Annotated in this window: 13 protein-coding genes; 4 read left to right on the top strand and 9 right to left on the bottom strand. The window is 68.3% G+C overall.

All coding sequences use genetic code 11. From position 1 onward, the window contains the following. Positions 1–43: 43 nt before the first annotated feature. The 3 genes from ACFX59_RS03750 to lptG all read left to right on the top strand — a co-directional run bounded on the left by ACFX59_RS03750 (position 44) and on the right by lptG (position 4,393). On the top strand, positions 44–1,909 hold the full coding sequence (locus ACFX59_RS03750; protein WP_387430268.1) for an ATP-binding protein: 1,866 nt from the start codon (positions 44–46) through the stop codon (positions 1,907–1,909). A gap of 190 nt (positions 1,910–2,099) precedes the next feature. Then, the gene (gene lptF / locus ACFX59_RS03745) at positions 2,100–3,299 is read left to right on the top strand and encodes an LPS export ABC transporter permease LptF (protein ID WP_307103453.1); all 1,200 of its coding nucleotides are present in this window, start codon (positions 2,100–2,102) and stop codon (positions 3,297–3,299) included. Beyond that, complete coding sequence (gene lptG / locus ACFX59_RS03740; protein WP_387429788.1) at positions 3,296–4,393, top strand: LPS export ABC transporter permease LptG; 1,098 nt, start codon at positions 3,296–3,298, stop codon at positions 4,391–4,393. Before lptF ends, lptG begins: the two co-directional genes overlap by 4 nt. A gap of 258 nt (positions 4,394–4,651) precedes the next feature. Here lptG and ACFX59_RS03735 read toward each other — a convergent pair whose 3' ends face one another. Further along, positions 4,652–5,746, bottom strand: a complete 1,095-nt coding sequence (locus ACFX59_RS03735; protein WP_387429785.1) for a fatty acid desaturase family protein — start codon at positions 5,744–5,746, stop codon at positions 4,652–4,654. A 135-nt stretch (positions 5,747–5,881) separates the two neighbouring features. Here ACFX59_RS03735 and ACFX59_RS03730 point away from each other — a divergent pair, with 135 nt between their 5' ends. Next, entirely contained in the window at positions 5,882–7,033 is a 1,152-nt protein-coding gene (locus ACFX59_RS03730) for an N-acetyltransferase (RefSeq protein ID WP_387429782.1), read from the top strand. A 48-nt stretch (positions 7,034–7,081) separates the two neighbouring features. Here ACFX59_RS03730 and ACFX59_RS03725 read toward each other — a convergent pair whose 3' ends face one another. From ACFX59_RS03725 to ACFX59_RS03690, 8 genes are all read right to left on the bottom strand, one after another. Then, positions 7,082–7,339, bottom strand: a complete 258-nt coding sequence (locus ACFX59_RS03725; RefSeq protein WP_387429780.1) for a hypothetical protein — start codon at positions 7,337–7,339, stop codon at positions 7,082–7,084. A 28-nt stretch (positions 7,340–7,367) separates the two neighbouring features. Beyond that, positions 7,368–7,589: a hypothetical protein gene (locus ACFX59_RS03720; protein ID WP_307103444.1), complete on the bottom strand. Its 222-nt coding sequence runs from the start codon at positions 7,587–7,589 to the stop codon at positions 7,368–7,370. 508 nt (positions 7,590–8,097) lie between these two features. Continuing rightward, positions 8,098–8,874: an exodeoxyribonuclease III gene (gene xth / locus ACFX59_RS03715; RefSeq protein WP_387429777.1), complete on the bottom strand. Its 777-nt coding sequence runs from the start codon at positions 8,872–8,874 to the stop codon at positions 8,098–8,100. A gap of 1 nt (position 8,875) precedes the next feature. Beyond that, positions 8,876–9,214 (bottom strand): iron-sulfur cluster insertion protein ErpA, encoded by a 339-nt coding sequence (gene erpA, locus ACFX59_RS03710; RefSeq protein ID WP_354295606.1) that lies wholly within the window; start codon positions 9,212–9,214, stop codon positions 8,876–8,878. 168 nt (positions 9,215–9,382) lie between these two features. Continuing rightward, complete coding sequence (locus ACFX59_RS03705) at positions 9,383–10,123, bottom strand: M23 family metallopeptidase (protein ID WP_309693425.1); 741 nt, start codon at positions 10,121–10,123, stop codon at positions 9,383–9,385. An 89-nt stretch (positions 10,124–10,212) separates the two neighbouring features. After that, a complete protein-coding gene (locus tag ACFX59_RS03700; protein WP_387430266.1) occupies positions 10,213–11,037 on the bottom strand; it encodes a ferritin-like domain-containing protein in 825 nt (274 codons plus the stop codon). Positions 11,038–11,039: 2 nt separating this feature from the next. After that, the gene (locus tag ACFX59_RS03695; protein ID WP_387429773.1) at positions 11,040–11,495 is read right to left on the bottom strand and encodes a peroxiredoxin; all 456 of its coding nucleotides are present in this window, start codon (positions 11,493–11,495) and stop codon (positions 11,040–11,042) included. A gap of 4 nt (positions 11,496–11,499) precedes the next feature. Beyond that, on the bottom strand, positions 11,500–14,160 hold the full coding sequence (locus ACFX59_RS03690; RefSeq protein ID WP_387429770.1) for a bifunctional [glutamine synthetase] adenylyltransferase/[glutamine synthetase]-adenylyl-L-tyrosine phosphorylase: 2,661 nt from the start codon (positions 14,158–14,160) through the stop codon (positions 11,500–11,502). Positions 14,161–14,216: the final 56 nt, after the last annotated feature.

Raw genomic sequence — 14,216 nt, 5'->3', positions numbered from 1 at the left:
CCAGGGAAGGGTCGGCCGGTGGCGGACCTTTGCGCTGATCGCCATGGCGCTGACCGGCGCGGCGACGCTGGTCCTGCTCATCGTCACGCTGGGCCATGCCAATCGCGAGCGGGACCGCGCGCTCGACCTGCAAAGCCGCAGCTATGACGTGATGATCCTGGCCCGCACCGTGGAGGGCACGATCGCCCGGTCGGAGGCGTCGCTGGGGCGGTACGTCATCTCGGGCGACAACAAGATCGGGCAAATCTATTCGGAAGAATGGTCGCTGGCGGCGGCGCAGCTCGACCGGCTGGACATGCTGGTCGAGGATTCCCGGCAGCAGCGGCTGGTCGACCAGTTGCGCGCCGCCTATGAGGCACGCGGGCGCGAGCTGTCGGCCATCGCCCTGTCGACCACCTATCACCGCGATCGCCAGGCCTATGCGCTCTACCATCAGGCGCGGCGGGCCGAGGCGCTGTTGCAGATCAACCGGACGCTCAACGTCCTGATCGCGGGCGAGCGCCGCCTGCTCGAACAACGCACCGCCGCAGCGCGCGACACGGTGCTGCATTCCAACAGGATCGCCAGCGGGCTGGGCCTGTTCGGGCTGGCGCTGGCGCTCGGCGCGATCCTGCTGGCTTGGATGATCGTCCATGCCGTCGGCGAGCGGGCGGAGGCGCGCGCCGAGGCGCATGCCGAACGCGCCCGTGCCGAGGAACTGGCGGACGCGGTCGATGCCGCGACCGAAGAACTCAAGCTCCAGGAAGCCAAGCTGCGCCAGGTGCAGAAGATGGATGCGCTGGGCCAGCTGACCGGCGGGATCGCGCATGATTTCAACAATATGCTGGCCGTCGTTCTGGGCGGGCTGGAACTGGCGCGCCGGGCGGACGGGGTGGAGGATGTCCGCCGCCATCTCGACAGCGCGACCGAGGGTGCGCACCGCGCCGCCGCGCTGACCCGGCGATTGCTGATGTTCAGCCGCGAGGAGGCGCTGACCCCCGAGCCGCTCGTGCCCCGGCAACTGGTGGCCGGGATGCGCGACCTGCTCGACCGGACGCTGGGCGACGGGGTGAAGGTAACGGTCGAGGACCGGACGACCGGCTGGATGCTGTTCGGCGACCGGACGCAGATGGAGAATGCGATCCTGAACCTCGCGGTGAATGCCCGCGACGCGATGGACGGGCGCGGCGAGCTGACCATCCGCACCGCCGAGGCGCATGTGATGGCGAACGAGCTGCCGCGCGCGGCGGCGGGTGACTATATCCTGTTGTCGGTGACCGACACCGGCGCGGGCATGTCCCCCGAGGTCGCCGAGCGGGTGTTCGAGCCCTTCTTCACCACCAAGCCCGCAGGCAAGGGCACCGGTCTGGGGCTCAGCCAGATTTTCGGGCTGGTCGGCCAGATGGACGGCGACGTCACCATCCGCACCGCGCCCGGCGCGGGCACCACGGTCCATCTCTATTTCCCGCGCCACCACGCCGCGACCGCCCCCGCCCCCGTGGCCGAGCCGGTCGCCCCCGCGCCGGACGCCGAGGATACCGGCGGCATGCGCATCCTGGTGGTCGAGGACGATCCGCGCGTGCTGTCGGCGACGATGGCCGCGCTGACCGAACTGGGGCATGATCCCCTGCCCTGCGGCGATCCGCGCGAGGCCGAGGGGATGCTGGCGCGCCAGGCCGACATCAGGCTGATCGTGTCGGACGTGCTGATGCCGCACCAGACCGGACCGGAGATGATCGCCACGCTCCGTCCCCGCTACCCCGAGGTCGCGGTATTGTTCGTCACCGGCTTCGCGGGCGATGCGCAGGCGACCGGGTTCGAGGGCTATGAGGTGCTGCGCAAGCCCTTTACCCTGGTGGGGCTGGAGCGGGCGGTGGCGGCGGCGCTGGCGCGCAATGTCGGGGATGGGTCGGTCAGCGCGGCGGCTTGAGCTGGGGTCGAGGCATGGCCCTCGATGTCACTCGCGCTGAACAGCCTTTTGCTGCCCCATACCGCACGCGACCTGGGTTCGGGCCCGGCGAAGTCGAGGCCCACGCCAATCCATCGCAAACAAGGGGTGACGCGCCCTTCCCCCGATCGTATAGCCATGGCCGTTTTATCGCGCGAGTGATGTCCCCCGCATGAAGTCCATCGATCGCTACATGGCCCGGCTGATCGCGTTGCCGCTGTTCGCGACGCTGATCATCTCGGCGATGCTGCTGGTGCTCGATCGCATCCGCCGCCTGTTCGAATTCGTCGCGACCGAAGGCGGGCCGATCAGCGTGGTATGGCGGATGCTCGCCAACCTGCTGCCCGAATATCTGGGGCTGGGCATTCCGATCGGGCTGATGCTGGGCATCCTGCTGGCCTTTCGACGCCTCGCCACCTCGTCCGAGCTGGACGTGATGCGCGGCGTCGGCATGAGCTATACGCGGCTGCTGCGCGTCCCCTATATGTACGCGATCGTGCTGGCCGCGCTGAACCTGGCGATCGTCGGCTATATCCAGCCGATCGCGCGCTATTATTATGAGGGGCTGCGCTACGAGCTGCGCACCGGCGCGCTGGGCGCCTCGATCAAGGTCGGCGAATTCACCCATCTGGGCGACCGCATGACGCTGCGCATCGAGGAGAGCCGCGAAAATGGCCGCGACCTGTCGGGCATCTTCGTCCACGCCAACACCTCCAAGGGCGACTGGATCGGCGTGACGGCGCAGCGCGGGCGGTTTCTGGCGACCGACGATCCCAATGTCATCATCTTCCGGCTGACCAACGGCACGCTGATCCACAACCGGCCCGAGTTCAAGGCGCCGCGCGTGCTGAGCTTCTCCAGCCACGACCTGCCGATCGACCTGCCCAAGTTCGACAATTTCCGCCAGCGCGGCGGCCGCGACCTGGAGTTCACCCTCCCCGAACTGGCCCGGCACGGCCAGGATGCCCAAAGCGCCGAGGCACGCGCGGGCAGCCGGGCGGAATTCCATTTCCGCGTGGTCGAGGTGGTGACGATGTTCCTGTTGCCGCTGCTCGCGGTGTCGCTGGGCATTCCACCCAAGCGATCGACCTCGGCGCTGGGCGTCTTCCTGTCGATCGTCATGCTCGTCACCTATTTCAAGGTGAACCAATATGCCGCCGATATCGGCGCGCTGGGCAAGGTCGATCCGCTGCTGGCGCTATGGGGGCCGTTCGCGGTCTTTGCGGGGCTGGTCCTCTGGATGTATTATGTGACCGCCTATGTCCCAGGCGGCCAGCCGATCGGGGCGCTGGAGCGCGGCGTGGCCAAGATCGCCAAGGCGATCGGCCGCTGGCTGCCCGGCCGCCGCCGGAAAAAGGCCTATACGGCATGAGCCTGTCCAACATTTTCCCGTCCAAGACGATCGCCATCTACATGGCGAAGATGTTCCTGATCCGCACCTTCGCCATCCTGTTCGCGGTGGCGCTGGTGCTCCAGACGCTGGACGTGTTGAGCGAGTCCGGCGCGGTGCTGGCCGCGCCCGGCAACGGCCAGGCGCAGGTGTGGCGTTACGTGTCGCTGCGCGCGCCGCAGATCATCTCGTTCCTGCTGCCCTTCTCGGTGCTGCTGGGCACCATCCTGACCTTCTTCACGATGAACCAGAATTCGGAAGTCATCGCGCTAAAGGCGGCGGGCATGTCCGCGCATCAGGTCCTCGCCCCGCTGCTGATCGCCAGTGCGGGCGTGGCGGTGGTCAGCTTCGTCTTCAACGACCGGATCGTACCGCGCGCCAGCGCGACGCTCAGCGCGTGGCAGAAGGTCCAGTATGGCCCGCTGCCCATCGACAGCGGCGACCGGTCCAATGTCTGGGTGCGCGACGGCGACGACCTGATCTCGGTCGATCTGATCCAGGGGCGCGGCGCCAGGACCCAGCTCGGCGGCGTGACGCTCTATGACCGGACGGGCGGCAGCCTGGTGGCGATCGTGCGTGCGCCGCGCGGGCAGCGCGACGGCGATGGCTGGCGGATCGGCCCTGCCACTCGGTTCCAGGTGGCGTCGGGCAAGGTCACCACCTTCCCCTCGCTGATCGTCGGCCGGGGCGTGACGCCCGAACAGCTGACCCTGGCCAGCGTCAGCGCCGACAACATGTCCTTCGACGCCTTGTCGAGCGCGATCGACGACCTGCGCGAGGCGGGCCGGCCGACCACCTCGCTGGAGGGATCGCTGTGGCACAAGCTGTCCGCGCCTATGTCGGCGATGCTGATGCCGCTGCTGGGCGCGGTCGCCGCCTTCGGCATCGCGCGTTCGGGCAAACTGTTCGTCCGCGCGGTGATCGGCATGGCGCTGGGCTTCGCCTATTTCGTGGCGGACAATTTCTCGATGGCGATGGGCGACCTGGGGGCGTACCCGCCCTTCCTCGCGGCATGGGCGCCGATCCTGCTGTTCCTGCTGATCGGCGAAGCGGTCCTGTTCCGGACCGAGGAATAGGGGCCAGATAGGATCGACATTCGGCCATGCCTTTCCTTCCCTCGCCCCTCGCAGAGGGGAGAGGGAAGAAGACGCAATACTGAATGTTGATCCAACCCAGCTTCGTCAGAAGCGCGGGCTAGGGATAGCAGCTGGACAGGGATTTCCCTTGGCCTTCGACTGCGCTCAGGCTGAACGGATGATGGGATTATCGGGAAGGCCGTTCGCGCCGAGCCAGGTCGAAGCGCACGCCCCCGTCCCTCGCCCGGCACCTTTCGCTCACTTCCCCCGGTGGAAGGTGCTCAGTCCGATCTTCGCGACCAGCCCCGGCAGACCCTTATAACTCGCCTTGTGATAGGGCGAGTTCGGCTCCAGCGCCGCGCTGATCCGGCGATGCGCCTCGCCCAGCGCATGATAGGGCAGCGACGGCAGCAGGTGGTGCAGCGCATGATAGCGCAGTCCCACCGGCGCCCACAGGCCGGGCAGCAAGGCGGGCGGCGGCACGTTGACCGAGTCGAGATATTGCGCGGTCACGGTCATCGGCTCGCCCTCATTCTCCCAGAGATGGGCAACGAGCGTCCGGACCTGGTTCAGCACCGCCACCGCCGAGCCGATCGCGAACCCGATCGCAAAGCCGCGCACCGGGATCACCCCCGTCGCGACCAGCGCCACCAACGCGATCGCCCAGATCGAGGCCGCCGCATCGGTCCGGTTGAAGCGGACCAGCGCCTCGCCCTCGGGCATGCGGCGGCGGAACTGCGGGTTGATCGCCAGCGCCGAATAGCGCTCGACCACGATCTTGCGCAGCCCCGGCACGACCCAGGACAAGGGCGACAGGATCGCGAAACGGATCAGCAACCCCAGCGGCGCCAGCGCGGACACCAGGACGAACATCGGCAAGGTCCACGGCTTCATCAGCGCCAGCGGCAGATATTCGGGATCGTCGGCCGTGCCATAGCGGGTCTTGGCATGGTGCAGATTGTGCACGCCCTCATACATGAAGGCGGGGGTCAGCAGCGGCACGCCGACCAGCGCGTTCCACCCCTCGCGGAAACGCGGCAGCGCCGAATGCTTCATATGGCTGACTTCGTGGATGAACAGCAGCGCGCGGTACAGCGCCAGCACCGACACGACCGACGCCGCGACGATCACCCCGGTCGACGAGGCTGTGACCGCCACCGCCAATGCGGCATAACCGACCAGCGCGCTGCCCACCATGTCGGCCCAATAGAGCCGGGGACGCGGCGCGATCAGGTCGCGGGTCAGTTCGGCGGCGGCGCGCAGCATCGCCTTGTCGTCCGCGATCGGGACACGCGCGGCGGGCGTCGCCGCAGCGGCGGGGACAGCCCGTTCGAAAGAAAGCGTCGATTCCATAGCTCTATCCTTTGCCCCCACATAGTGGCGACACGGTGGCATTCCCACGTCCGGCAATGACGGAATCCTCACTCGCCATGATCGAACCAGACGGTTAGGACATGGTTTTCCCGTTTCCGCTGGACCCGATCAGACATGGCCCTTTCGATCCGCCCCGTCGCCACCAAGCGCGACCGCAAGACCTTCGTGGACTTTCCCTTCGGTCTGTACGCGAACGATCCGCATTGGGTGCCGCCGCTGAAGGGCGAGGCGTTGGGGCTCATCACCCCGGAGAAGAACGGGTGGTACAGCCATGCCAAGGCACAGCTGTTCCTGGCGGAGGAGAATGGCCGCGTCGTCGGACGCATCTCCGCGCATCTCGACACGCTGGCGCTCGAGATGGATCCGTCCAAGGGCTTCGGGCCGGGCACCGGCTTCTGGGGCCTGATGGATGCCGAGCGGCAGGAGGTGTTCACCGCGCTGCTGGCCACGGCCGAGGGCTGGCTGCGCGAACAGGGCATGACCCGCGCGATCGGCCCCGTGTCGCAGTCGGTCTGGGAAGAGCCGGGCCTGCTGGTCCAGGGTTTCGACCAGGACCCGACGATCATGATGGGCCATGCGCGCCCCGAATATCAGGGCTGGATCGAGGCGGCGGGTTACACGACGATCAAGCAGCTCTTCACCTATGAGCTGGACATCACGCAGGAATTTCCGCCGATCGTCCAGCGGATCATCAAGTCGGGCGAGAAGAACGAGCGCATTCGCGTCCGCGAGGTTAACAAAGCCAAGTTCGAGGAAGAGGCCGCGATCATCCTGAGCATCCTGAACGATGCATGGTCGGACAATTGGGGCTTCATCCCGCTGACCCCGCCCGAGATCAAGGATGTCGGCGTCAAGCTGAAGCCGATCGTGTTCAACGACCTGATCCGCATCGCCGAACTGGACGGCAAGCCGGTCGCCTTCATGATCACCCTTCCCGACCTGAACGAGGCGATCAAGCCGCTCAAGGGCAGCCTGCTGCCCTTCGGCTGGGCCAAGCTGCTGCTGTGGCTCCGCGCGCCCAGGGTGCGGACGATGCGCGTGCCGTTGATGGGGGTGGTCAAGGAGCTTCAGTCGTCGCGCATGGCGAGCCAGCTGGCCTTCATGATGATCGAATATATCCGCCGCGCCTCGGTGACGAAATATGGCGCGTCGCGAGGCGAGATCGGCTGGATCCTCGACGACAATCAGGGGATGCGCTCGATCGCCGAGACGATCAACAGCCGGGTGAACAAGACCTACAATGTCTATGCCCGCGATCTGGGCTGATCGCGGCGGGCGGGGCCGCCCGGTCGCGGCGGCCCCTGCCCTTCACGGTCACTTGCGGCGGCCGATATAGTCGAGCGGGTCGACGCCATGCCACATCCACTGGGCACGGGTGCGGCAGAGCTTGCCGACGACGATATGGTCTTCCTGCACGTTGCGGAAGCAATAGCGGACCGTCTTGGCCGGGGCCAGGCCGGGCGTCTGGGCAGGCGGGACGGCCGCCGCGACGGACACGGGCTTGACCTCGGCCTCGTGCGCGGGGACTGCGGTCAGGCTGGCGGCGGCAGCGACGATCAGGGCGAACAGCATCGTTTCTCTCCGTTCCTCGGGGCGGCGATCAGCGGGTCTTGACCGGGACGCCGGGGACCTCGCCCTCGACCGCGATCCAGTCGGCCGCAGTGCGGCAGATCTTACGAGGAATGCGCGAGCCGGTGATGTTCGCGATGATGCAATAGCGGGTGGTGTCCGACACCGCCGTCCGGGCCGAGGAGGGCGAAGGCGTCGCGGCCGGTGCGGGGGCGGCGGAGAGGGCGGAGGCGATCAGCAGCGAAGCGAACATGGTGGTAACTCCCTTTGACGTCGGATCGGCTCCGACAGGTGAGTTACTGCATTATGCGTGCCATACAGTTGAAACGTTGAAAAACCGGGATTTTTCATTTTCGCATATGGCATAAACCGCCAAATGCCGGGGACTTATACCAATAGATTTGGCGAAATTCACCGACGCGACCCGACCTATCGCTTCTTATTCCCTCTCCCCTGGACAGGGGAGAGGGTTAGCGAAGCTTGCCAGCTCGCTGGCTAGCGCAGCTTGGGTGAGGGGTTGAGCGAGCCAAAAGGCTCGCGCGCTCGCTTCGCGAGCGCCCACCCCTCACCCAGCTCCGACTAAGCCTTTGCGAGAGCAAAGGCCAAGTCTGCGCAACCCTCTCCCCTCTGCGAGGGGCGAGAGAGGAAAGGCATCGCCGAATGGCGATTGGTCCCAGATCCAATGGCCCCGACGAATGCCGGGACCTAGGAAACAGGGATGGAGCGAAGGGGCCTGCTTGCCGGTATCGCCGGGCCCGGCGTCAGTCGCCGCGCAGCCGCACCCAGGTCGGGGCGTGGTCGCTGGCCTTTTCCCGGCCGCGATAGCTTTTGTCGACCCCGGCATCGACCAGCCGGTCCGCCGCCTGCGGGCTGAGCAGCAGATGGTCGATGCGGAAACCCGCATCGCGCTGCCACGACCCGGCCTGATAGTCCCAGAAGGTCCACACCCCGCCCTTGGGCGCGCGGGTGCGCAGCGAGTCGGTCCAGCCCTGCGCCAGCAACCGGCGATAGGCCGCGCGACTCTCCGGCTGCATCAGCGCGTCGCTGGCCATGGCGGGCACCGAGAAGGTGTCGTCGTCATTCGGGATGACGTTGTAATCCCCCGCCAGCACCGCAGGCACTTCCTCAGCCAGCAAGGCCCGTGCGCGCGCGGCCAGCCGCTCCATCCAGCGCAGCTTGTAATCGAATTTGGGCCCCGGCTGCGGATTGCCGTTGGGCAGATAGAGCGAGGCGACGACCAGATCGCCGACCTGACATTCCAGATAGCGGCTATGCTCGTCCTCGGGCTCGCCCGCCAGCCCGCGCTGCCGCTCGACCGGCTGGGTGCCGCGTGCCAGCACCGCGACGCCGTTCCAGCTCTTCTGCCCGTGCCACACCGCGCCGTACCCCGCCGCCTCGATCTCCGCGGCGGGAAAGGTCTCGTTGCTGGTCTTCAGTTCCTGGAGACAGACGATATCGGCGTCCGCCTCGGCCAGATATTCGAGCAGGCGGGGCAAACGGGCCTTGATCCCGTTGATATTGTAGGTGGTGATCTTCACGTCAGACCGCGAAGCTGGTGCCGCAGCCGCAGCCCGAGGCCGCGTTGGGATTGGTCACGCGAAACGCCGCGCCGCCCAGCGATTCGACATAATCGACCTCCGCCCCGCGCACGAGGTCCAGGCTGATGCTGTCGACGACCAGCCGGACGCCGTCGGTCTCGGCGACCGTGTCGTCCTCGGCGGGGCTGTCGGCCAGCCCGAACTTATACTGGAAGCCCGAACAGCCGCCCCCTTCGACCGAGAGGCGCAGGATGGCGGGCTTGTTCTGCCGCTCGGCGATCGCCGCGACGCGGGCGGCGGCGGACGGAGTCAGCGCGATGTCGGAAATCTGGGTGGCCATGGGGATCAGATAGGCGCAGGGGGCCGGGTGAACAATCCCGATCGCACTATTCCTCCCCTGCAAGGGAAGGTGGCCGTCCGGAGAATTGACGAAGGGGTGTCCCGGCCAGCGACACCCCTCCACCATGCTGCGCATGGTCCCCCTCCCCTTGCAGGGGAGGAATATCGATCAGTCCTGCGCGGCCGGACCGTCGGTCGACACCGGAATCTGGTGGATTGCATGATCCTGCGACGCCATCAGATAGTCGCCGGTGGTCAGGAAGGGCACCGGGTTGACCGCATGGCCGTCCATGCGGACTTCATAATGGAGGTGCGGGCCGGTCGAGCGGCCGGTCGAGCCCATCAGCGCGATCAGCTGGCCGCGCGTCACGCGCGCGCCGTCGGCGACCAGGATCTTGGACAAATGGCCATAGCGGGTGGCGATACCCTTGCCATGGTTGATCTCGACCAGATTGCCATAGCCGCCCTGCCAACCGGCATGATCGACGATGCCGTCGGCGGTGGCATAGATGGGGGTGCCGACCGGGCCGGGAATGTCGACCCCGGCATGCATCGCGGCGGTGCCACGGAACGGGTCGGAACGGATGCCGAAATTGCTGGTGAACTTGAGCTGCTCGACCGGCTGGACCGACGGAATGGCGATCACGCCCTTCTGGACCGAGTCCATCTTCTTCCAGGTCTGGAACAGGGTGCGGAACTGCTGGTCGGTGCGCAGGTCGGCGGAGGCTTCGGCGCTGTTGGCGGGGATATACTCGCCGCCGACCGCCTTGGCGGGAGCGGCATGGCCGGCGGGGCTGTGGGTGGCGGCGGCACGGCCGGTGGCGGCGATGGCGCCCTGGCCGGAAAGGGTGACAGTCAGGATTCCGACGAGTGCCGCAATCGATTTACCCCACGTATGACGCTGCTTCATCGAACCCCGGCAATTTTCCGGCCGAGCGCACCCATTGTCGGGATCGCCCGGCTTTCGTCCATCCAATGCTGTTTCGCAGCCCCACCGCGTTACAGACGGTCAGCTTGTGCCGTCGAAGGTTCCTCGTCCGCAAGGGGCGCATAGAAGTCGCGCGTCAGACCGGCAGCGGCGCGCGCCGAGTCGTTGAACGGTGGCTTAACGACCCCGCGAAAGTGGCGGCGGACCAGCATCCGCCAATGCTCGGCGGGCGCGATGTCATGGTTCGCGGCGAGATAGCCGAACCATTTGGCGCCGAATCCGACATGGCGGATCTCGTCGGTATAGATGCGCTGCAGGATGCGCGCGGACACCTCGTCGCCACCGGCGCGGACCCGCGCGACCGTCTCGGGCGTGACGTCGAGCCCGCGCGCCTCCAGCACCAGCGGCACCACCGCCAGCCGCGCCATCGCGTCATGCGCGGTCTCCTCGGCCGCCTCCCACAATCCGGCATGGGCGGGCAGCTCGCCATAACCCGACCCCAGCACCCGCAGCCGTCGATACAGCACCGCGAAGTGCATCGCCTCGTCCGCGCCGACCGAGATCCAGTCGTCGGCGAAGCTGCGCGGAAACTGCGCGCCGAACCGGCCCGCCGCATCGAAGGCCAGGTCGATCGCCGCGAACTCGATATGCGCCAGCGCATGGAGCAGCGCGATCCGCCCCTTTTCCGATCCGCCGCGCCCGCGCTTGGGCATCCGGTTGGGCGGCAGCAATTCGGGACGCGCGGGCCGCCCCGGCGCGTCGGGCATCGCCGCGTCGAACCGATGCGCCAGATCGCCGCGCCGCCACGCGCGCGCCGCCGCGCGGGCCAGCCGCACCTTGGTCAGCGGGTCGCTCTCGCGCAGCACCGCCGCGCACGCCTCGGCCAGGCTGGTCATGGTCAAAGCGCGCGCGCCGCCTCCAGCACGGCCTCGGCATGTCCCGGCACCTTCACCTTGCGCCAGCTGGTCGCCAGCCGCCCCTCGCGATCGAACAGGAAGGTCGCGCGCTCGATCCCCATATAGGTCTTGCCGTACAGCTTCTTCTCGCCCCACACGCCGAACGCCTCGCACGCGGTGCCGTCCTCGTCGCTGGCGAGTTCGACGGTCAGCGCGTATTTCGCCGCGAATTTCTGATGCTTGGCGGGGCTGTCCTTGGAGATGCCGATCACCCGCACGCCCGCCGCCTGGAATGCCTCGGCCAGCGCGGTGAAGTCCTGCGCCTCGCGGGTGCAGCCGCTCGTGTCGTCCTTGGGGTAGAAATAGACGACCAGCGGTCCCGCCACCTCGCCCAGCGCCAGCGGCTGTCCCTCGGCCGTGGTCACCGTGACCGCCGGAATCGGATCGCCCTTGTCCATCGCCTCATTCTCCTTGCCAGACGTGGAGCACCTCCTGCCGCGTCGCCTCCAGCGTGGCAACCACCGCCGCCCAATCGGCCAGCCCCATGGCGCGCGCGATCAGCGGGCGGGTGGCGACGGGCGGCTCCTGCCCATCGGGCACCAGCAGGCGGAAGGCGACCAGCGCGCGGGTCAGCACGTCATGCGCCTGCGCCATGGCGGGCGGCATCAGCCCCTGCCCGACCAGCGCCGCGATCGCCTGCGCAAGATCGGGGGCAAAGCCGGTCCGCTCGGCCAGCTGGGTCCGATGCACCGCAAACTCCAGATCGACCAGGCCGCCGGGCAGCAGCTTCACGTCGAAGGGGCCCTGCGGCAGCTTGTGCCGCGCCATCTCGCGGCGCATTTCGCCCGCCTCGGCCTGAACATCGCGCGGCGGGCGGCGGCCGTCCAGCACATCGGCGACGATCGCCGCGACATGCGCGCGCGCCGCCGCCGATCCGAAGATCGGCCGCGCACGGGTCAGCGCCATATGCTCCCAGGTCCAGGCATCCTCGCTCTGGTAGCGCGCAAAACTGTCGACCGAGACGACCAGCGGCCCCTGCGTTCCCGAGGGGCGCAGCCGGGTGTCGACCGGATAGAGCGGCCCCGCCTGGGTCGGCACCGACAGGGCCGCCGTCACCCGCTGCGCCAGCCGGTTATAATAGAGCGTCGCGCCCAGCGGCTTGGGACCGTCGGACTCGGCCGCGAAATCGCCGGTGAACAGATAGACGAGGTCGAGGTCCGAGGCATGGGTCAGCGCCGCCCCGCCCATCCGGCCCAGCGCCAATATCACCAGCTCGCTGTCCGGCACCCGGCCATGCGCCGCGACGAATGCGTCCACCGTCGCCTGCGCCAGCACCCCCACCGCCGCCTCGGCGACGCGGGCATAGCCGCCCGCCACCTCCAGCGGATCGGCGCGCCCCGCCACGATCTGCGCCCCCAGCGCGAACCGCAGCTCGCCGACGACACGGCGGACATGGTCCAGCCGGTCCTGATAATCCTGCCCCGCCTCGCCGCCGCGCATCGCGCGTTCGAGGACCGCGATCGCGGGCAGCGGCTCGAAGGCCGAAGCGTCGATCAGCCCGTCAAGCAAGGCCGGTCGCCGCGCCAGTTCGGTCGCCAGCGGCGCGGCATGGCTGAGGATCGCGACGGTCAGGCTGGCGAGCCCCGGCCGCGCCTCCAGCAGGCGGAAGATGTTGATCGCGCTCGTCATCCGCTCGAACAGCGAATCGAGCTTGAGCAGCGCGGCATCCGGGTCGGGCGCCTCGCCCAGCGCCTCGACCAGGGTGGGCAGCACCGCGTCGAGCGCCTCGCGCGCCGCCGGGCTGCGCAGCGCGGGATAGTCGCCGCCACGCCATGCCGCGATCCGCCGCGCCGCCGCCTCGATATCGCGCAGGCCCGCCGCGACCAGCCGTTCGCCCAGCAGCACCGGGTCGTGCGGCAGCCGCGGCCGCTCGTCGGCGTCCAGCGCATCATAGCATTGCCCCACCCGCGCGGTGACCGGGGCCAGCGTCGCGACCAGCGCCGCGCCGTCCGCCAGCCCGTGCAGATGCGCCACCCGGTCGAGCGCCTCGCTTTTGGGCAGTTGGTGCGTCTGGCGATCGTCGATCATCTGCACCCGGTGCTCGATCGTGCGCAGCAGGACATAGGCGTCGGACAGCGCCGCCGCCTCGCCCGGATCGATCCGCCCCGCCTCGGCCAGCCGCGCCAGCGCGTCGCGGGTGGCGGGCGCGCGCAGCGACGGGTCGCGGCCGCCATGGATCAGCTGGTGAATCTGCGCGAAGAATTCGATCTCGCGAATCCCGCCGCGCCCGCGCTTCAGATCATAGCCGGGGCCCAGCGCCTGCCCCTGCGCATGATGATCGCGGATTCGCCGGGTCAGGTCGCGGATTTCGCCCACCGCGCCAAAATCCAGCGCGCGGCGCCAGACGAAGGGCCGGATCGCGTCGAGGAAACGCTGCCCCAGCGCCATGTCCCCCGCCGCCGCGCGCGCACGGATGAACGCCGCGCGCTCCCAGGTCAGCGCCTGGCTTTCATAATAGGCGATCGCCCCCTCGACGGGAATCGCGATCGGCGTCGCCTCGGGCGAGGGCCGCAGCCGCAGATCGACGCGCAGGACATAGCCATCGCCGTCGCGCGCCTGGAGCAGTTCGACCACCCGCTTGCCGATCCGCACCGCCGCCTCTTCGGGTTCCTCGCGCGGGCGGTGGGGCAATGTCTCGGGATCGAAGATCAGGATGGGGTCGATATCGGAGGAATAGTTGAGCTCGCGGCTGCCCTGTTTCCCCAGCGCGATGGCGGCGAAGCCGACCGGCTCGGCATCCGGCGTTCGCTCCAGGATCGCGGCGCGGATCGCGTGAGACAATGCCTCGTCGGCAAAGTCGGTCAGCCGGCGGGTCACTTCGGTCAGGTCATAGATGCCCGCCAGATCACCCAGCGCGACGGTCAGCGCGAGCGCGCGTCGTCGCCGCCGCAGCGCGGTGCCGACCGGCAGCGTGGAGTCGAGCATCGGCAGATCGGCCAGCCGCCCTTCGCTTGCCATCGCCGCGATTTCCGGCTCGCGGTCGAGCAGCATCGCCAGAAAGGGGGAATGACGCCGCGCCCGGTCGAGGGCATCGGGCAATTGCGGACAGGCGGGGACATTCATGCCCCGCTTCTACCCTCTTGCGCGCGCACCGCAAAAGGCTTTCCCCGAGGTGAACG

Origin of the sequence: Sphingomonas sp. NCPPB 2930 (assembly GCF_042867205.1) — a bacterium.
Classification (GTDB): domain Bacteria; phylum Pseudomonadota; class Alphaproteobacteria; order Sphingomonadales; family Sphingomonadaceae; genus Sphingomonas.
This window is presented reverse-complemented; position numbering and strand designations above follow the sequence as displayed.